Source organism: Comamonas sp. E6, from assembly GCF_001010305.1.
Taxonomy (GTDB): domain Bacteria; phylum Pseudomonadota; class Gammaproteobacteria; order Burkholderiales; family Burkholderiaceae_C; genus Comamonas; species Comamonas thiooxydans.
In genome coordinates this window covers 94,495-113,984 of record NZ_BBXH01000018.1, presented here as the reverse complement: position 1 = coordinate 113,984, position 19,490 = coordinate 94,495, and the positions used below count along the sequence as shown (strand labels likewise).

Sequence of the window (19,490 nt, the reverse complement as noted above, 5' to 3'; positions counted from 1 at the left end):
AGCGTTCACGCTGCTGCAATCTGACAGCCGATGCCCGAAGCGCTCAACCCAGCGCCGCAATCACGTCGGCCGGAGCCTGCACTAGCTCGATCAGCACGCCCTCGCCGGCAATCGGAAACTCGTCATTGCTCTTTGGGTGCAGGAAAGTGATGTCATAGCCTGCCGCTCCCTTGCGGATACCGCCAGGAGCAAATCGCACGCCATTGGCCGTCAGCCATTCCACGGCCTTGGGCAGGTCGTCGATCCACAGGCCGATGTGGTTCAGCGGCGTGGCGTGCACAGCGGGCTTTTTCTCGATGTCCATGGGCTGCATGATGTCCACTTCCACCTTCATCGCGCCCCGTCCCATGGACAGTATGTCCTCGTCCACGTTTTCGCGCTCGCTCTGAAAGGTGCCGGTCTGCTCCAGACCCAGCATGTCCACCCACAGCTTTTTCATGCGCTGTTTATCGGTACCACCGATGGCGACTTGCTGAATGCCCAGAACCTTGAAAGGACGATTGCTCATGAATGACTCCTTGATTGATAGCTTAAATCGCAATACTGGTATGCGCTAGAGCCGTTATTTAATAAAATATCAGACCTCGCCCAGCAACCAGCTGCTGGCCATGGCAAAGTATTCGCGCAGCCAGGCATTGAAACGTGTGGCCAAGGGCGTGGGCGCCGCCACAGGATAGACCTCGGGCAGATCCTGGCGCTTTGCAATGTCCATGGCGCGCATCAGATGAAAGTCGCTGCTGACCATGGCCATGGGCGCATCCGCAGCCACGCCGCGCTCGGCCAGCAAGGGCCGGCTGAGCTTCAGATTCAGCTCGGTACTGGTGCTGAGCTTTTCCAGCACCAGCCGCTGTGCAGCAATACCGTGACGCTGCTGCAGATAGCGAGCCATGACCTCGGCCTCCGACTCTTTTTCACCCCAGTCCACACCGCCGCAAACGACGATCAAGGCCTGGGGCTGCAGCTTGGCCAGTTCCGCGGCCGTATCCAGCCGCGCGGCCAGCACCGGCCTGGGATAACCATCGAGCGTACCGCTGCCCAGCACTACGATGGATTGAACGGGCGGCACTTGCTGCGGCGAAAGGCCCAGGCCGGACAGGCGGCTCCAGAACCAGAACAGGCTGATCAGCCACAGCGCCAGAATGACCCAGCCCAGCGACCACAGCCTTTGACTCAAGGGCCTGGACGCACGCCAATGCTGCACTGAACGCCATTTCCAACTCAGCCAAAAGGCCCCGGCACCCAACATGGCGGGCAGCACCACGCCCACATTGAAATGCCCCATGCCCATCAGTACCAGTGCATCGGCCAATAGCAGCGCTCCCAGCAAAGCCAGCAGTGCGCGCGCGCATCTGGCTGAGCGGGAAATCGGGGTATCTGCTTTCAATGTCATAGCTGCTGGCTCATATTGGATAAGGGGCAGCGCCTATATTATTGAAAACTGCAAAGCCCGCAGAGCCCAAGCCCTGCGGGCTTTTGCTTCGGGGCCTGATCTGCAGCCCGGCCGCATGCCGGTGCCGGACCCAGGCCCCGAAAAGCGCTCATCACTCAAATTCCAGAATGATGTCGTCCACTGCCAGCGAATCTCCCTTGGCGGCGCTGATCTTGCTGACCACGCCGTCCTGGGCCGCGAACAGAATGTTCTCCATCTTCATGGCTTCGATGACGGCCAGCTTCTCGCCTGCCTGCACCCTCTGGCCGGGCTGCACGGCCACATCGACCAGCAGGCCGGGCATGGGCGAGAGCAGGAATTTGGACAAGTCGGGCGGGGCCTTGTAAGGCATGAGCTTGTGCATCTCGGCACCCTTGGGCGAGAGCACCAGCACATCGGCTTGCGTGCCGTTGTGGATGACGCGCAGAGCCAGCGGGTTCTTGCCGTTGCCGCGCTCGATCTGGCAGGTGAACGCCTTGCCGTTGCAGACGCCGCGCACCACCAGATCGCGAATATCGGCATTGCTGCGGAATTCGTAGGCCTTGTCGTCGATCACCACCTTGCAGACGCGGGCCTGGGCATCAAAGTCGGTCACCTCGCCAGTCACATACTGGTTCTTGCCTTCTGCCCCCAGAACCACAGCGGTGTACTTCTCGCCCACCTGCACCTGGTGGCCTTGCATCTGGCCGGTGATGGTCGATGCACGCGCACGGTAGCGGCGATTGCGGAACAGGGCCAGAGCCACCAGGAAGTCGGGATCATCGTGGGGCACGTCCTCGGCATGGAAGCCGTCGGCATAGTGCTGGGCGATGAAACCGGTGTTGAACTTGCCCGAGACAAAGTCCGGGTGCGCCAGCAGGGCCGCCTGGAACGGGATGTTTGAGCTGATGCCGCGGATGGCAAAACCGTTGAGTGCTTCGCGGGCCTTGGCGATGGCATCGTTGCGATCCTTGCCATGCACGATGAGCTTGGCAATCATCGAATCGTAGTACATGGGGATCTCGCCACCGTCATAGACGCCGGTATCCACACGCACGCCGTTCAGGTGCTCGGTGTCGGACTGCCACATAGTCTGCTCGGGCGGCGCAAATCGCACCAGGCGGCCAGTCGAAGGCAGGAAATTGCGGAACGGGTCTTCGGCGTTGATACGGCACTCGATGGCCCAGCCGTCGCGCTTCACATCGGCCTGGGTGAAAGACAGCTTTTCGCCGGCGGCCACGCGGATCATCTGCTCGACCAGATCGAGGCCGGTGATGCATTCGGTCACCGGGTGCTCCACCTGCAGACGGGTGTTCATCTCCAGGAAGTAGAAGTCCTGGTCCTTGCCGACCACGAACTCCACGGTGCCGGCGCTCTGGTATTTGACGGCCTTGGCCAGGGCCACGGCCTGCTCGCCCATGGCCTTGCGGGTTTCGTCACTGATGAAGGGCGAAGGCGCTTCCTCGATCACCTTCTGGTGACGGCGCTGGATCGAGCATTCGCGCTCGTTCAGGTAAACCACATTGCCGTGGCTATCGCCCAGAATCTGGATTTCGATATGGCGGGGCTCCTGAACAAATTTCTCGATGAAGATACGGTCATCGCCAAAGCTGTTGCGAGCCTCGTTCTGGCAGGAGGCAAAACCTTCAAAGGCTTCCTTGTCGTTGAAGGCCACGCGCAGACCCTTGCCGCCGCCACCGGCCGAAGCCTTGATCATCACGGGGTAGCCTATGCCCTTGGCGATTTCCACTGCCTGCTCGGGGCCTGCGATGGCGTCGTTGTAGCCAGGGATGGTGTTGACTTGGGCTTCGCCGGCCAGCTTCTTGGAGGCAATCTTGTCGCCCATGGCAGCAATGGAATGCGACTTGGGGCCGATGAAGGCAATGCCCTCTTCTTCGCAGCGCTTGGCAAAGCCCTCATTTTCCGAGAGAAAACCGTAGCCGGGGTGCACTGCCTGTGCGCCGGTCTGCTTGCAGGCTTCAATGATTTTCTCGCCCAGCAGATAGGACTCGCGACTGGGTGCAGGGCCCAGGCGCACGGCCTCGTCGGCCAGCTTGACATGGCGCGCGTCCTTGTCGGCATCGGAATAGACCGCCACGGTCTGGATGCCCATCTTGCGCGCGGTGGCGATGACTCGGCAGGCGATCTCGCCACGGTTGGCGATCAGAATCTTGGTAAACATGGATATATCTCCTGGTTCTTCTTGTTCTTACAGAGGAATGTTCCCGTGCTTGCGCCAGGGGTTGTCCAGCTGCTTGTTCTTGAGCATCTCCAGCGAGCGGCAGATGCGCTTGCGCGTTTCATGCGGCTGGATCACATCGTCGATAAAGCCACGGGCACCGGCCACAAAGGGGTTGGCAAAGCGTTCCTTGTATTCCGCTTCGCGCGCGGCCAGCTTCACCGGATCGTTCTTGTCTTCGCGGAAGATGATCTCCACCGCGCCCTTGGCACCCATCACGGCGATTTCCGCATGGGGCCAAGCCAGGTTCACGTCGCCACGCAAATGCTTGGAAGCCATCACGTCGTACGCGCCGCCATAGGCCTTGCGGGTGATGACGGTGATCTTCGGCACCGTGGCTTCGGCATACGCGAACAGCAACTTGGCGCCGTGCTTGATGATGCCGCCGTATTCCTGAGAGGTACCGGGCATGAAACCGGGCACGTCGACAAAGGTGACCACGGGGATGTTGAAGGCATCGCAAAAGCGCACGAAGCGCGCCGCCTTGATGGAGGATTTGATGTCCAGGCAGCCAGCCAGCACCAGGGGCTGATTGGCTACGACGCCCACGGTCTGGCCGGCCATGCGGGCAAAACCGATGATGATGTTCTTGGCGTACTCGGGCTGCAGCTCGAAGAAATCGCCATCGTCCACGGTCTTGAGAATCAGCTCCTTCATGTCGTAGGGCTTGTTGGCGTTTTCAGGCACCAGCGTATCCAGCGACATGTCGGCGCGGCCCACGGGGTCTGTGGTTTCGCGCACGGGAGCCTTTTCCTTGTTGTTCAAGGGCAGATAGTTATAGAGGCGACGCAGCATCATCAGTGCTTCCACGTCATTGTCGAAAGCCATGTCGGCCACGCCGCTCTTGGTGGTGTGGGTGATGGCTCCGCCCAGCTCTTCGGCCGTGACTTCCTCGTGAGTCACTGTCTTCACGACTTCGGGCCCGGTCACGAACATATAGGAGCTGTCCTTGACCATGAAGATGAAGTCGGTCATGGCCGGCGAGTACACGGCGCCGCCGGCACTAGGGCCCATGATCATGGAGATCTGGGGCACCACACCCGAGGCCAGCACATTCTTCTGGAATACATCGGCATAGCCGCCCAGAGAGGCAACGCCTTCCTGGATACGCGCGCCGCCCGAATCGTTGAGGCCGATGACGGGAGCGCCGACCTTCATGGCCTGGTCCATCACCTTGCAGATCTTCTCTGCATGGGTTTCGGACAGCGCGCCGCCGAACACCGTGAAGTCCTGGCTGAACACAAAGACCAGACGGCCGTTGATCATGCCGTAGCCGGTGACCACGCCGTCGCCCGGGATCTTGGTGTTTTCCATGCCGAAGTCCGTGCAGCGGTGCTCCACGAACATGTCCCACTCTTCAAAAGTGCCGTCGTCCAGCAGCAGCTCGATACGCTCACGCGCCGTCAGCTTGCCTTTCTTGTGCTGCGCATCGATGCGCTTTTGTCCCCCACCCAACCGAGCGAGTTCTCGCTTGGCTTCCAGCTGCTTCAGGATATCGTCTTGCATGCTTGTCCTCTAACGTGATTTGGGTTGCTTGTCTCGCAATGGTGATGCTGCGATGCTATGGTAATAAGAGCTGCTAGCGCCTACTGCATTTGGGCTAGAAGCAGATTTCTTGCTGCGGTACTGGCAGCGATACGACCTGCTGCCACATCGTCCTGAAGGACGGGGAGCATGGCCTTGACCTGCGGATGCTGGCGAAACGCCTGCTTGAGGCCGAAGTCGATGCGCTCCCACATCCAGGACAGGGCTTGCTTCTCGCGGCGCAGGGCCAGGCGACCGTTGACGGTCTGCAGCTCTCTGAAGCTGCTGACTGCAGCCCAGAAGCCCTCCACCCCCTGCCCCAGCAAGGCACTGATCTGCAGCACACGCGGCTGCCACAGCGCACCGGTGTTGGCGTGGTCGGGGTTGCCGTGCATGCCCAGCAGGCGCAGGCTCGATGTGATCTGGGCCTGGGCACGCGTGGCCGCATGGGGGTCGATGTCGGCCTTGTTGATGACCACCAGATCGGCCAGCTCCATCACGCCCTTCTTGATGGCCTGTAGGTCGTCACCCGCATTGGGCAGCTGCAGCACGCAGAACATGTCCGTCATGCCGTGCACGGCGATCTCGCTCTGACCCACGCCCACGGTCTCGACGATGACCACGTCGTAACCGGCGGCTTCGCAGACCAGCATGGCCTCGCGCGTCTTTTCGGCCACACCGCCCAGCGTGCCGCTGCTGGGGCTGGGGCGAATATAGGCCTCCAGCCGCATGGACAGTTGCTCCATGCGAGTCTTGTCGCCGAGGATGGAGCCGCCTGAGACTGTGCTGGACGGATCGATCGCAAGCACGGCCACACGCAGACCCTTCTCTATCAGGTACAGGCCCAGGGCTTCGATGAAGGTGGATTTGCCGACGCCCGGCACGCCGCTAATGCCAAGGCGAAACGCCTTGCCCGTATGCGGCAGCAGAGCGGTGAGCAGGCCGTCTGCCTGTTCACGATGGTCGGCCCGGGAGGATTCAAGCAAGGTAATGGCCTTGGCCATGGCCCGGCGCTGCACGGCAGGGTTGCCGCGCAGGATACCGTCTTGCATTTGCTCAGGGGTCACGTCGCGATCGCCTTTGCTATCGATGCTTGCCGGCCGATCAGAGACCGTTGGCCTTCTTGATCTGCTCCAGCACATCCTTGGCGCTGGCAGGAATGGGAGTGCCGGGTCCGTATACGCCCTTGACGCCCGCGTTGTAGAGGAAATCATAGTCCTGAGCGGGAATCACACCGCCCACAAAGACGATGATGTCGTCCGCACCCTGCTTCTTGAGCTCGGCAATGATGGCTGGCACCAAAGTCTTGTGCCCGGCGGCCAGAGTGGAGACACCCACAGCGTGCACATCGTTCTCGATGGCCTGGCGAGCGCATTCTTCGGGGGTCTGGAACAGAGGCCCCATGTCCACGTCGAAACCCAGGTCGGCAAAGGCAGTGGCGACCACCTTGGCTCCACGGTCATGGCCATCCTGACCCAGCTTGGCGATCATCACTCGGGGGCGTCGGCCCATGGCCTGCGAAGCGGTGTTGATTTCTTCCTTGAGCTTGTCCCAGCCTTCGGCGGAGTCATAAGCGGCAGCGTACACACCGGTCACCTTCTGGGTATCGGCGCGGTGGCGGCCAAACGCCTTTTCCATCGCGTCGGAAACTTCACCTACCGTGGCACGCAGACGCACGGCCTTGATGGACAGGTCCAGCAGATTGCCCTCGCCGGACTCTGCCGCTGCCGTGATGGCAGCCAGCGCAGCTTCGACCAGGGCTGCATCGCGCTTAGCCTTGATATTCTTGAGCCGCGCAATCTGGCTGTCACGCACCTTGACATTGTCCACTTCCAGAATGTCGACCGGGTCTTCCTTGGCCAACTTGTACTTGTTGACGCCGACGATGACTTCCTTGCCCGAGTCGATACGCGCCTGCTTCTCGGCGGCGGCAGCCTCGATCTTGAGCTTGGCCCAGCCGCTATCCACCGCGGCAGTCATGCCGCCCATGGCATCGACCTCCTCGATGATGGCCCAGGCCTTGTCGGCCATTTCCTGGGTCAGTTTTTCCATCATGTAGGAGCCGGCCCAGGGGTCGATCACATTGGTGATATGGGTCTCTTCCTGAATGATCAGCTGCGTGTTGCGGGCAATACGGGCAGAGAACTCTGTTGGCAGGGCAATGGCTTCGTCCAGCGCATTGGTGTGCAGGGATTGGGTGCCGCCAAACACGGCCGCCATGGCTTCGATGGTGGTACGAACCACGTTGTTGTAGGGGTCCTGTTCGGTCAGCGACCAACCCGAAGTCTGGCTATGGGTGCGCAGCATCAGGCTCTTGGGGTTCTTGGCGTCAAAGCCTTTCATGATGCGGCACCACAGCAGGCGCGCAGCACGCATCTTGGCCACTTCCAGGTAGAAATTCATGCCCACGGCCCAGAAGAAGGACAGACGGCCCGCAAAAGCGTCCACGTCCATGCCCTTGGCAATGGCTGTCTTCACATATTCCTTGCCGTCGGCCAGCGTGAAAGCCATCTCCAGCGCCTGGTTGGCACCGGCTTCCTGCATGTGGTAGCCCGAGATCGAGATCGAGTTGAACTTGGGCATGTTCTGGCTCGTGTACTCGATGATGTCGCCAATGATCTTCATCGACGGCTTGGGCGGATAGATATAGGTGTTGCGCACCATGAACTCTTTCAGAATATCGTTCTGAATCGTTCCGGCGAGCTGGTCCTGCGAGACACCCTGCTCTTCGGCGGCTACCACATAGCCGGCCAGCACGGGCAGCACGGCGCCGTTCATGGTCATGGAAACGGACACCTTGTCCAGAGGGATCTCGTTGAAGAGGATCTTCATGTCCTCGACGGAGTCAATCGCCACACCGGCCTTGCCCACATCCCCCGTCACGCGTGGATGGTCAGAGTCGTAGCCACGGTGCGTAGCCAGGTCAAAAGCGACGGAAACGCCTTGACCGCCGGCAGCCAGGGCCTTGCGATAGAAGGCGTTGGATTCTTCGGCGGTGGAGAATCCCGCGTACTGGCGAATGGTCCAGGGCCGGCCTGCATACATGGTGGCCTGGGGGCCGCGGATATAAGGGGCGAATCCCGGCAGCGTGTTGGTAAAGGGCAGATCGGCAGTGTCTTCAGCCGTATACAGCGGCTTGACGGTGATACCGTCCGGCGTGACCCAGTTCAGGTTGTTGATGTCGCCACCGGGGGCCGCCTTGTTGGCGGCCTTGTTCCAGGCTTGCAGATCAGCGGGTGCAAATTCTTGTGGGTCCTGTGCCGGATTCTCTTGGCTCATGTTGTCTCTCGTATGCGGTGCGCGCAGTGAAGTTTGGAATTGCGGTGAACTACCTAGATGCGCCTAGTGTACATGATTCATAATTATGAATTCAAAATACTTGCAGCATATAATCTCGCGTAATGACAAGCAAAACACTTACTCCTCTTGCGCTATATGAGCAGGTCGCCGAGCAGTTGCGTCAACGCATCTTCCGGCGAGAGCTTGAGCCCGGAGCCTGGATCGACGAACTCAAGATTGCCGAGGAATACGGCATCAGCCGCACCCCCCTGCGCGAGGCACTGAAAGTACTGGCCGCTGAAGGCCTGGTGACCATGAAACTGCGCCGAGGCGCTTACGTGACCGAGGTATCGCGCAAGGACATCTCCGACGTCTATCGATTGCTGAGTCTGCTGGAGGCAGATGCTGCGGCCGAGGTTGCCGGCAAGGCCACGGACGAGCAATTGCAGCGTCTGCAGCAGACCCACGAGGAGTTGAAGCGGAACACAGCCGACGCCGAGCGGTTCTTCGCGCTCAACGAAAGCTTTCACATGCAGATTCTCGATATTGCCGATAACCGCTGGCGTAACCAACTGGTGGCCGATTTGCGCAAGGTCATGAAGCTGAACCGTCACAAATCACTGTTCAAACAAGGCCGTATTGAAGATTCCTTGGCAGAGCACGAAGCCATCATGCAAGCACTGCTGAAGCGCGATCCGAAAATTGCCATGAGCGCAGTGCAGCAGCATTTCTCAAATGGACTCGACGCTGCGATCTAAAAGATCCATGTTCGATCCGCTCTAGTATTTATCCTATAAATTTGAAATATTGGATTACCCACTTCATGCGATGCTTGTCAGGTAACTGAATGTGCTTTCAGTGTTACAGGACCATGATTCATGCTGGCGCAATTTTTCTGGAGCCCGTCTGCCGACGCTCACGTGCTAAAGGGTGAATATGACCCCTTCCTTGTGACCTTATCGCTGGCAGTTTGTTGGATTGCCTCTGGTCAAGCTTTGCGCCATGCTGCTTTTGCCAGACTGGCCACATCAAGGCAGTTGCGCAACTGGTCCATTGTGAGCGGGTCGCTGGCACTGGGCATAGGCATCTGGGCCATGCATTTCATCGGCATGCTCGCTTATTCGATGCATGCTGCAGTTCAGTATGATTTGCCGGTCACCGTCTTCTCGATCATTCCAGGTATCGCGGCATCAGCAGTGGCCCTTGCCTTGCTGGCTCACAATGAACTCAATCTCAGGCAATTGGCATTAGGCGGCTTGACGGTTGGTATTGGCATTGCTGCAATGCATTACAGCGGCATGGCAGCAATGCGCATGCCTGCCACGCACCAGTACTCACCACTCTGGTTTGCCATTTCTCTCATTGTTGGCGTAGCGCTGGCCACCTTGGCGCTCTGGATTCGTTTCGGGCTGGCACGCTTCAACCTCAAACAAGACCACTGGCGCAAAACGCTGGCAGCCATCATCATGGGCGCCGCGATCTCGGGCATGCATTACACAGCCATGCTGGCGCTGCGAGTCACGGCCGAGCATGAAACGCATGACGCGGCATCATCGAACGATCGTTTGATTCTGGCGCTGACCATTGCCGTGATTACTCTGCTATTTGGCGGACTGATTGCACAGGCCAATGCCTTGATTCAGTACCGCAGTCGCTGGCAGAAAGTGGATATGAATGAAGCCCGACTGCAAGCTTTGGTGAATATGGCAGCAGATGGAATTATCTGCATCGATAATCGGGGATGCGTAACGGATTACAACCCAGCAGCTGAGGTCATATTCGGCTGGAGTCCAGATGAAGTATTGGGCCAGAACGTGAAAATGCTCATGCCCGCAGCGCTGTTCAACCAGCATGATCATTATCTGGAACAGCATGAAGCCGGCCAGCGAAACAACGCGCCACCTCTGAAGAACAAGATTTCAGAGGTGCTCGGCCAGCACAAGGACGGTACGCTGATTCCCATGCGCCTGGCCTTGAGCCAGGCCGAGGCCCGGGGTCAGCGCATGTATGTAGGCCTTCTGACCGATCTCTCAGACCGCAAGCGAACCGAACGGCAACTACATATAGCTGCCACGGTATTCAATCATTCCTTCGAAGGCATGGTGGTCCTTGATGCAAACCGGAAAATAGTAGATATCAATCCGGCCTTTGCGCGTATCAGCGGCTTGAACCGCCAAGGAGCGAAGAACAAGGAGTTCTCCAGTCTTTTCATCCACGACGATGACAACACGGCTGTCCAATGGTCGCAGATCTGGACCGAAATCGGTAAAAAAGGGCACTGGCAAGGCCTGCGTATCATGCACCATGACAGGAACCGACATCAGATTTCCCTGACGGCAGTGCGCGACGAGCAGCATCGCCTGCACCATTACATCGCCGTCTGCTATCAAAGCATCGATATCCCGCTTGGAGCCACGATCTGAGCCCTATACCAGCCTGGATGTCTCTGGCGCTATCATTCGCGTAGCGGGAAATTGCCCGCTTCCTGAAGGCAAGCGCATGAACCAAGCAAGTGAAACTGATGTACTGGGTCTCCAAGCAGAGAAACAGCATTTGACTATCGAGCAAGTGCAAACCTTGCCAGAGCTTCTGGCCATGCGGGTTCGCTGCACGCCATCAGGCGAGGCTTACCGAGAGTTCGATGAAAGCACAAATGCCTGGAAAAGCCTGAGCTGGGCCGAAACAGCCGAACGTGTCGCTCTGTGGAGCCACGCCTTATGTGCCTCGAATCTTCCTCCAGGCGCAAGGGTTGCAATCTTGCTGCCCAATGGTTTTGATGCAATGACCATCGACCAGGCCTGTCTGCGCTGTGGTTACGTGCCAGTTCCTCTGCATGCCATCGACAATGCTGGCAGCATTGCCTACATCCTGGCCGACTCGGGTGCTTCCTTGCTGGTCGTGGCCGACGCCAAGGCCTGGCAGAGAATCTGTGCTACAGGTCAGGACCTGCCGGGACTCCAGGCCGTTATTCACGCACAGCAAGGCCATCCAATCGATTCATCGAATGCCTACGTCGTACCTGTCGAGCAAGCAGAGCAGGACTCAGTCAAGGCCTTGCAGCGTAAGCCGGTCATTGTTTTGTCTGCCTGGCTTCAGGCTGGTCAGCAGCATACCTCTGCCCTCCCCCTGCCACCAAAGAAAACGGAGCTGGCGGGCATTGTCTACACCTCCGGTACGACGGGAAAGCCCAAGGGCGTCATGCTCACTCACGACAACGTGGTCAGTGATTTACACGCGGTGATGCAGCGTGTGAAGGCCTTCCCTGAGGACGTCTTTCTCTCGTTCCTGCCGCTCTCTCACACTTTCGAGCGAACTGCAGGCTACTACCTGGCCGTTGCTACCGGTTCCTGCGTCGCCTACGCACGCTCTGTTGCACAACTCGCACAGGATATGAAACAGGTCAAGCCGACCGTACTGATCTCGGTGCCTCGCATCTATGAACGTGTTTATGCCAAGGTTCAAGAGTCGCTTGCTTCCAGCCCTTTCAAGCACAAGCTGTTCGACGCTGCAGTCAACAAAGGCTGGAAGAGCTTCTGCGCTCATCAAGGCATGCCCTTGGGCGAGCAACTGGAAGCCAAGGCAAGCTGGGCTTCTGCCTTGCCCGGCTGGCTTTTGCGCAAACTTGTCGACCAGCCCCTACTTGCGCAGTTTGGAGGCCGGCTTCGCGTGGCTGTGAGTGGCGGAGCTCCACTGTCTCCGACAATTGCGCGCACTTTTCTAGGTCTGGGCCTGCCCATGGTGCAAGGCTATGGCATGACCGAAACCTCTCCTGTCGTCAGCGCCAACGGGCTCGACGATAACTGGCCCGATACCGTTGGCCGCGTACTGCCGGGAATTGAGGTTCGAATTGGCGAGGATCAGGAGTTGCAGGTGTCTGGCCCGGTAGTGATGCGCGGTTATTGGAACCGTCCGGAAGACACTACCAAAGCCTTTACTGCCGACGGATGGCTGAGAACCGGCGACCAAGCTTCAATCGAAAATGGCCGTATCCGAATTAAAGGTCGCATCAAGGAAATCATTGTTACATCGACGGGTGAGAAAGTGCCTCCCAATGATGTGGAACAGGCCATCCTCGTCGATCCCCTGTTTGAGCAAGTGTTTGTCGTTGGCGAGGATCGTCCGTTCATCGCCTGTATTGCGGTTGTTAGTCAAGTGGAGTGGGAAATCCTTTCCAGGAGTATTGGCCTAAACCCGAATGATGGATCCAGTCTGCAGCATGCAGCGGCAGAGAGAGAAGCGCTTACCCGAATCGAAAAGCAGACACGCAGCTTTGCCCGTTATGCAGTGCCCAGAGCCATCCACCTGGTCAGGGATAGTTGGAACATTGACAACGGCTTGATGACCCCTACCCTCAAGCTCAAGCGAAAGAATCTGATGGCTCACTACAAAGACGCTATCGAGCAGATGTACGTCAAACCCATTGACAGCTGGAAGACAAAGGCTTAGTAATTGATCGAGATAGGGCTTAAGGAGCCCTTGAGAAATTCATGTAAGTTACATTAAATATCTCTATCAATCTCACGCACGGCCAAGATGCCTTGCAATCAATTTCTGATTCTGTTACTAACTTCATATTCACCGACCTTCTCTCTTCTTCAGCCATTCGATGACGATGTCTGACACCGGCTTCTCATAGCCACGGTAATCATGCTTTGCTCCGGAAACCTCCACTTGCGTAAAGTTCTCGGAAACGAGGGACTTGCGAAAAGACGCTGCTCTCGCATCCATTTCGTTGTCACCGTACACATCGACAACTGGAAGCTTCACTTTTCGCAGATTTAGATTGGTGTTAACAGGTTCCTTGCCTCCCGCAGTCAATCCGACCCCGATGAAACCTACAATCGGCGCAGTGGGATTGTTTGCCAGGAAGCCAGTTGCCATACGCCCACCCATGCTGTGCCCCATCAAGTAGATGCGCTCCACTCCTTTCTGCATTTTCAGATATTCAATTGCAGATTGAATTCGCTGATAGGCCTCCGGAAACGAGGCGGCAAGCTCGGGCGAATCAGGCGAGTCTGCGCCAGGATCCGGCATCCGCAAAGAGAAGGTATGGAAGCCTAAGTCTTTGTGAATAGCACGCCTCAATGGACCGACTACGTTACCGTCTGGAGAGTTCCCTCTGCCGTGAGCCAGGACAACTCCCACCTTGGAGTCCTTTCCGTCAAGATACTCACCTTGAGGCATCTGCGCCGTAACCGGCATCGCCAAGACGCAACTGAAAACCCATATGAGTGATTTGAGCACTGACATCACAGGTACTCCCTTGGTAAGAGTTAGCTCTGGCGTGACGGACTTGCGCTTCAATAGCGCTAACTTGAGAGAATTGAACCCGCTACACATACTCTTGGAAGTCATCAATAGAGGCTCACTACTGTCCTCCAAAAGCCAGCTTACATGACCGCCAGGAGTCTTCTACCGCTCTTGAACTTAGCAGCTCTCGATAAATCAATCGATATTCATAGACCGCTTGATCTGCACCTGCAGGCTAAGCTGCTCTAATTCGTCGTCTCACCTTGCAAGATCACCTCTCAAACGGCAAATGATCTACAGTCTCTGCAGCTCCTGCACCAGCTTGTGCCTGCCATAGCGTGCCACGCGCCCAGGCAAGCCCGGTGCAACCAGACAATGTCATTGAGTACCTTGGCCAAGCCTATCCCCTCTTCGGTGCGCTAACCAGGCCTTCTGTAAGCACGTGATGTCGGCCGTCTTGGACCGCCCCCATGCCACGATGCCTTTTGCATCGCTGACATAATCCTGCAGTATCTGCTTAAGGGTGACGAGACCGTGAACAGGCAGGCCTGTCGCTTGGACTTCCTCGATTTCTGCTGCACGTCTCCGCTGCCATTCCTGGGCAAGAGCGCGCCGGGTGAATGTCTTGGACTCGGAAAGAGTCAGTTCTCCGCCTTCCTTCAGGCGGATCTGAGCCCGGAACGATATGACGCCATCGGCGTTCCTTCTCTGGGCGATGGTCCCAATCAGCGCACCATGAAATTTGTGGCGCACCAATGCAGCATTAGCATCAAAAAACCCGGTAGGACGGGTAAAACAAGGTCAATTTTCAGTGCACCACAAGGCACTTTTCATAGTATGAGCACCGAACAAACCGTTAAAAAACAAATAGATAGCAGAATGTGGCGTATGTCGGTGGCCCCTATGATGGATGGTTGCGATTAACCAACATCCATGCGGGTTTCTGGGCAGTCGTGTGCACGCGGTGTGCACTACCTAAACCCAAAGTCATGTGACAAAATGAAACCTCCAATCCAAAGGAGGCTACATGTCCGACGAACTTCTCGAACAACTCATTGAGAAAACCCAAGAGCTGATTGACCTCACCGGGGGGTGCTATTCGATGCTGGAAACAATTTCGGCAAAGATCACATCCTTAGAAGATAGCGCCATAGGTCAGGCCGATTTGTTTGCCGCCGTCGAACCAATAGGTCAGGCGCTAGATGAAGTTTCCCGTAGCCTCAGACGCTCATAAGACGATACGGGGCAAGCAGCCGCTCAAATAGCTTGCCCTCAACCATGGCGGCGCTGTCCACCGTCTCCCGGCAGACATAGAGCGTGCCCACCAGCAGCAGGCAAGCGGCGCGCACGGGCGGCTGATCTGGCAGCGCTTCAGCATTCAGGTACTCACGCACAGACGCCTCAGCGGCAGCAATCATTGCTGTAATGGCGGCATCTTCTGCCCCGTGGTCAACACGCAAGTGCAATTTGGTTTCGGCTAGTGTCAGCATTTGAGGCTTTCAGTTTCAAGGTGTAGGTGCCCCGGCCCTGCATCGCGCAGGCCGGGGCTTGTTTGCTTGCGCCCACCTTGGGAGCTGGTGCCGCACGCTGTCGGGGTTTTTCATGAAGCGGCACTCACCGACTAATCCGCCCCCGGCTTTCCACTTGCGTGGCCCCTCCGGGCAGGGTTAAACAAACGTGAATCCAGCCCCCTCATAGGGCTGTGCATAGTCGGAACGGCTGGCAGCCCCCATCGCCATGGCAAGAGCTTGCAGGCCGTCTATGCGACCCGTGGCCTTTGCTTTCGTCAGCTTGCGTGCGCCAGTCGGGTCTTTCACCACCGTGGCATTGGCGGCGCACATGGTCAGCACGGGATGGCCGCCATGTGCAATGCGCCCATTCAGCAGCTCGGCCTCTAGGGCATCCAGCGCCGGGGCCATGTCTCTGAAGCCCTGGCCCCATTCGACTAGAGGCAGCTCCACGCCCAGCATGTCCAGCTCACGGCGCAAGATGGTGATGCGCCAGCGGTCATAGGCAATAGCCTGCACGTCTAGGCCGTCCAAGATTTCCAGCATGTCATTGGCAACGTGTGAGTAATCCACGGTTGCGCCTGGCGTAGTGCGCAGCAGGCCTTGCTGTGCCCACATCGCATAGGGTGCTCGGTCACGGTTGCCACGGTCATGAATGCCCTGCTCTGGCGTCCAGAAGAACGGCTGCACCTGCCATACGCCCTCCACCTGCCCCACCAGCACCAAGGCTGTGAGGTCGGTGCGGGCTGACAAGTCCAGACCGGCATACACCGGGCCATCAAACGGCAGCGGCTCGGCGGCGCATTCCTTCCACACGTCGGGCGACACAAACGGGCTGTCTGTGCTGACTCGCTGATTCAGCAGCAGATTGCGGGCCATGTTCGCCATGCTGGGCATACGGACGGCTTGGGCCATCTGCTCGCGCAGGTCGTCACGGCTTCGGAATAGGTCTAGCGCCGGGTTTGCGGCCTGCCATGCTGCCTCATCGATCAGGTCTGCACCTTCAGGCGCTGCATACAGGCGGCACACAATGCGCTGGTCTTCACTGCGCTGGGCGTCGTCAATCCATTGGCTCAATAGGTCGGCATCGCTGGCCGCCTGTGTGGATATGGCGATCAGCAGCGGGGCCTCATGCGCGCCCTGCGATGTGGTCACAGCATCCACAAAGTCAGATTGCGGGCCACGAATCTGGCCGATCTCATCCAAGATAGCCAGCACGGGGCTAAGTCCGTGGGCGGTCTTGCCGTCTGCGGCCAGTGCTTTGTATTCCACATTTAACGGCAGGCCGATCAGGCGCTTACCGCTGGGCACAATGCGCACGATCTTGGACAGCTTGGGCGATAGCTGCACCATCTTGCAGGCCAGCGCAAAAACCAATGAGGCTTGGTCACGACTCATGGCACCGCTGACAATCTGGCTGTTTTGCTTGGCCTCTGGGCCTACCAAGTGCGCCAGCAGCAAGGCCCCGATCAGGCCGCTTTTGCCGTTCTTACGGGCAATGCTCAGGATGGCGCGGCGCGTGCCTGCCGGGTTGTCGTACACATCGCGGATAAATTGCTTTTGAAAGCCTGCCAAGCGCATGGGCTGGCCCACCTGGGCGCCCTCTGGCGTCAGGCAGAACTGCTCAATAAACTTGATGACTTTTTCAGCGCGGGTCATTGCAGTGTGCCCAGCGTTGGAATGAGGTCGTCGTGCTCACCACGGGCTTGGCGCTCGTTGGCCAGCGCCTTGGCGGCGTCCTCTGACTTACCCACCGTGGCTTCAGCGTGCACATGCAAGACACGGGACAGCGCCACAGCGCGGCGGCTCAGAGTCTCCAGCAGCTTGTGCTTGGGGTTCACCTGCGGCACGCCATTAGCGCCGGGGATGGTGAAGCCCTCAGCATCTGCCTCAGCCTGTAGCCGCTCAATGTCGGCCTGTGTGCGGGCCAGATTGGCGGCGGTCGTCAGGTCGGTGGCTGTCCACGTATCACGGGCACGGGCTTCCATGATGGCGACCCAGAACGGGCCATCACACGGGCGCAGGGTCACATGGGCGGGCGGCTTCAATGGCCCCAGCGCCACCGCCTGAGCGGCGGCCACGGCTGCGGCGGCACTGTCTGAGCGTTTGCGCTTTGGGGTCAGTTTCATGGCTTTTCTTCTCGGTTAGCGTTTATTCGCGTGGAGGGGCGCGGTCAGAGTCGATCAGTCGCCCGTGATTTCCTGATTCCACGGGTGTCGGGGGTCGGTGGGCATCCCGTGCACATCGCACCCCATCTGCACCGTTTTGCCGTGGTCTGACGCGGTTTTGCGGCTGTGGCAGGGGTGACATAGCCCTTGCAGGTTCTCGCGCTCGTTGTTGCCCGGATTACCGTCCTTGTGGTCAACGTCCTTGGCTTCCACAGTCAACCCACGGGCAGCGCAGTCCACACACAGGGGCTGATCGTTGAGCACTACGGCACGCAGCTTGCGCCATGCAGCGCTAGTCAGCGGCAGCGTGCGGCGCGGGTCAGCATCGCGGCCTGTCTTGCTCGGGCGAGGCTTGCGTGCAACCTTCAGCGCATGAGGGTTGACGGCCACTTGCAGGCGCGGCTTAGACATTGTTAGGCGTGGCTTCTTGTTGCTTGGCATCATCAATCCCTTCAATAACTGGCAGGTTTTCAAGGCGGCGGGCTTCTGACTTCAGCAGCCATCCGGCGTCAATGCCTTTGCCGTAGAAGTCGGCACGGTTCGCAGCATCACCACGCAGCAGGCCCTCTAGGCTGTGCTCGGCAAAGTAGGTGCGGCGGCCTGCATCGGTCAGGCACTTGGCGGCAATGCACTGCTCCCACATCACCAGCCAGCGGCGCAGTGACTGGGTGACAAACTGGCGGGCCAGCTCTACAGAGTTGGAATAGTTAGCTGACTCCATGGACTGCACGATCACGGGCGGCACACGAAACAGGCGGCAAACCTCTATCACGGACAGCTTGCGGGCCTCTATCCATTCGGCGTCCTCAAGGCTCATGCTCACGGTCTGGAAGTCCACGCCCTCTTCAAGAATCGCAGTGCGTCCAGCGTTCGCACCACCGGCGTGCTGGCTGCTCCACGATGAGGCAATGGCGGTGCGCTGCTCGGGCTTCAATTTGCCGGGGAACTTGAGCACGCCCAGCAGCTTGGCTCCGTTGTTAAAGGTGCTCACACCATGCTCACGCTCGGCAATTGCCAGCTCAACCACGCCACGGGCAGCAGCGATGGGCGATACACCAAGAATTCCGTCTTCACCAATGCGGTGGCGCAGGTGCAGGACTTCATGGGCCAGCAGGCGCGTCACCTTGCCGCTTGTCTCGGTCACGTCATACACAATGCGGTCATTGGCGCGCAGCGGGTTCACGCGATTGGGATTCAAAGGCCAAAGCGCCCTCACCTGCCCATCACTGCCCAGCTCAATGCGTGCATAGGCATTGCCACACAGCAGCACATTGGCCGTCATCAACTCGCGGAACTCCAGCGCGGTTTGCTCTGGGTTCGGCTGATCGTGCAACACGCGGTAAAGCGGGTGCTGCGAGGCTCGCTCGCGGTTGTCGTCGTCGCGCTTGTAGAGAATCAGCGGCAGGCTTGCCACAGTCTCAGAGATGGCCTGCACACAGGCATAGACGGCGCTGACGCTCTGGGCCGTGGTCGGGTTGACGGCTCCAGCGGTGCGCAGGGTCTGATAAGGCCCCCAAGGGTCGTTAGGGTTGGTGCTGCGGCGCTCAAGGCCCACAGCATTCAGGGCGCGGGTAATGAGGCTCATGTGCATGTCTCCAGCCACAGCTTGCGGCGGTCTTGGAAGCGTTCGCAAAATCCCATGGAGCGCAGTGCAACCTCTGTATCTGCATAAGCAGGATCTGCGGTCAGCGTGATTTCAGCCAACGTCACATCAACCAGAGTGCGCACAGCAACATCGGCGCGGCGCTCCCACTTCTCACCGTGAGGGTTCACGCGGAAACCAAAAGAGCACCCGCTAACATCGCCGCGCTTAACCAGCTCGGCCACATCACGCCCAACACTGGTATCAGGCAGCTCCAATGTGAAATGAAGGCCGTGGGCATCCTCTCGCAGCTCTAGGGTGTGGGCTTGGGTCGTGCCTAGCACTGCCCCCGTTTGATGGTCGTAGAGCGCACGGATATTGCGGCGGCTCTCCAGACTGCGGCGGAATGCTCCAGGTGCGATCTGCTCCCGGAATTCGCCTAAGTCCGTTTCTCGATTGAATACGGCTGCATAGCCCGTAACCTTGCGGCCTTGGGCTTGCACACCGCCTATAGAGCGAATCTCCATGGCGG

18 protein-coding genes are annotated in these 19,490 nt (G+C 58.6%); 5 read left to right on the top strand and 13 right to left on the bottom strand.

The genetic code is table 11. The features are described from left to right. Positions 1 to 43: 43 nt before the first annotated feature. The 6 genes from CSE6_RS16850 to scpA form a co-directional block, all read right to left on the bottom strand. The gene (locus CSE6_RS16850; protein WP_034355415.1) at positions 44 to 508 is read right to left on the bottom strand and encodes a VOC family protein; all 465 of its coding nucleotides are present in this window, start codon (positions 506 to 508) and stop codon (positions 44 to 46) included. 69 nt (positions 509 to 577) lie between these two features. After that, positions 578 to 1,390 (bottom strand): YdcF family protein, encoded by an 813-nt coding sequence (locus tag CSE6_RS16845; protein WP_034381143.1) that lies wholly within the window; start codon positions 1,388 to 1,390, stop codon positions 578 to 580. A gap of 151 nt (positions 1,391 to 1,541) precedes the next feature. Then, on the bottom strand, positions 1,542 to 3,590 hold the full coding sequence (locus CSE6_RS16840) for an acetyl/propionyl/methylcrotonyl-CoA carboxylase subunit alpha (protein WP_059441047.1): 2,049 nt from the start codon (positions 3,588 to 3,590) through the stop codon (positions 1,542 to 1,544). A gap of 27 nt (positions 3,591 to 3,617) precedes the next feature. Next, on the bottom strand, positions 3,618 to 5,153 hold the full coding sequence (locus tag CSE6_RS16835; protein WP_059441046.1) for an acyl-CoA carboxylase subunit beta: 1,536 nt from the start codon (positions 5,151 to 5,153) through the stop codon (positions 3,618 to 3,620). An 80-nt stretch (positions 5,154 to 5,233) separates the two neighbouring features. Further along, a complete protein-coding gene (gene meaB, locus CSE6_RS16830; RefSeq protein WP_172415174.1) occupies positions 5,234 to 6,238 on the bottom strand; it encodes a methylmalonyl Co-A mutase-associated GTPase MeaB in 1,005 nt (334 codons plus the stop codon). Between the two features lie 37 nt (positions 6,239 to 6,275). Further along, positions 6,276 to 8,450, bottom strand: coding sequence for a methylmalonyl-CoA mutase (gene scpA, locus CSE6_RS16825; protein WP_034381153.1), 2,175 nt, complete (start codon positions 8,448 to 8,450; stop codon positions 6,276 to 6,278). A gap of 122 nt (positions 8,451 to 8,572) precedes the next feature. On the opposite strand from scpA, the gene CSE6_RS16820 reads away from it, so the two are divergent. From CSE6_RS16820 to CSE6_RS16810, 3 genes are all read left to right on the top strand, one after another. Next, positions 8,573 to 9,208: a GntR family transcriptional regulator gene (locus CSE6_RS16820; RefSeq protein ID WP_003065031.1), complete on the top strand. Its 636-nt coding sequence runs from the start codon at positions 8,573 to 8,575 to the stop codon at positions 9,206 to 9,208. 120 nt (positions 9,209 to 9,328) lie between these two features. Continuing rightward, a complete protein-coding gene (locus CSE6_RS16815) occupies positions 9,329 to 10,873 on the top strand; it encodes an MHYT domain-containing protein (protein WP_034381155.1) in 1,545 nt (514 codons plus the stop codon). Between the two features lie 76 nt (positions 10,874 to 10,949). Continuing rightward, the gene (locus CSE6_RS16810) at positions 10,950 to 12,896 is read left to right on the top strand and encodes a long-chain fatty acid--CoA ligase (protein ID WP_052088325.1); all 1,947 of its coding nucleotides are present in this window, start codon (positions 10,950 to 10,952) and stop codon (positions 12,894 to 12,896) included. A gap of 129 nt (positions 12,897 to 13,025) precedes the next feature. Here the strand turns inward: CSE6_RS16810 and CSE6_RS16805 are convergent, their stop codons facing one another. After that, positions 13,026 to 13,700 (bottom strand): alpha/beta hydrolase, encoded by a 675-nt coding sequence (locus CSE6_RS16805; protein ID WP_034355583.1) that lies wholly within the window; start codon positions 13,698 to 13,700, stop codon positions 13,026 to 13,028. A gap of 555 nt (positions 13,701 to 14,255) precedes the next feature. Between CSE6_RS16805 and CSE6_RS16800 the strand changes: the two genes are divergently transcribed. Both CSE6_RS16800 and CSE6_RS16795 read left to right on the top strand, forming a co-directional pair. Continuing rightward, complete coding sequence (locus CSE6_RS16800) at positions 14,256 to 14,624, top strand: hypothetical protein (RefSeq protein ID WP_152668599.1); 369 nt, start codon at positions 14,256 to 14,258, stop codon at positions 14,622 to 14,624. Between the two features lie 103 nt (positions 14,625 to 14,727). Beyond that, positions 14,728 to 14,934: a hypothetical protein gene (locus CSE6_RS16795; protein ID WP_059441044.1), complete on the top strand. Its 207-nt coding sequence runs from the start codon at positions 14,728 to 14,730 to the stop codon at positions 14,932 to 14,934. Here CSE6_RS16795 and CSE6_RS16790 read toward each other — a convergent pair. The 6 genes from CSE6_RS16790 to CSE6_RS16765 form a co-directional block, all read right to left on the bottom strand. Then, positions 14,921 to 15,190, bottom strand: coding sequence for a head-tail connector protein (locus CSE6_RS16790; protein ID WP_059441043.1), 270 nt, complete (start codon positions 15,188 to 15,190; stop codon positions 14,921 to 14,923). The two genes, CSE6_RS16795 and CSE6_RS16790, sit on opposite strands and share 14 nt — an antisense overlap. A 177-nt stretch (positions 15,191 to 15,367) precedes the next feature. Next, entirely contained in the window at positions 15,368 to 16,867 is a 1,500-nt protein-coding gene (locus tag CSE6_RS16785) for a terminase large subunit (RefSeq protein WP_059441042.1), read from the bottom strand. Continuing rightward, positions 16,864 to 17,337 carry a hypothetical protein gene (locus CSE6_RS16780; protein ID WP_052052662.1) on the bottom strand — a complete coding sequence of 158 codons (474 nt, stop codon included), beginning with the start codon at positions 17,335 to 17,337 and terminating at the stop codon, positions 16,864 to 16,866. Before CSE6_RS16780 ends, CSE6_RS16785 begins: the two co-directional genes overlap by 4 nt. Positions 17,338 to 17,391: 54 nt before the next feature. Then, complete coding sequence (locus CSE6_RS16775) at positions 17,392 to 17,787, bottom strand: HNH endonuclease (protein ID WP_152668598.1); 396 nt, start codon at positions 17,785 to 17,787, stop codon at positions 17,392 to 17,394. Next, positions 17,780 to 18,961 (bottom strand): phage portal protein, encoded by a 1,182-nt coding sequence (locus tag CSE6_RS16770; protein ID WP_059441041.1) that lies wholly within the window; start codon positions 18,959 to 18,961, stop codon positions 17,780 to 17,782. The genes CSE6_RS16775 and CSE6_RS16770 overlap by 8 nt, the downstream gene beginning before the upstream one ends. After that, on the bottom strand, positions 18,958 to 19,485 hold the full coding sequence (locus tag CSE6_RS16765) for an HK97 family phage prohead protease (protein ID WP_059441040.1): 528 nt from the start codon (positions 19,483 to 19,485) through the stop codon (positions 18,958 to 18,960). The genes CSE6_RS16770 and CSE6_RS16765 overlap by 4 nt, the downstream gene beginning before the upstream one ends. Between the last annotated feature and the right edge of the window lie 5 nt (positions 19,486 to 19,490).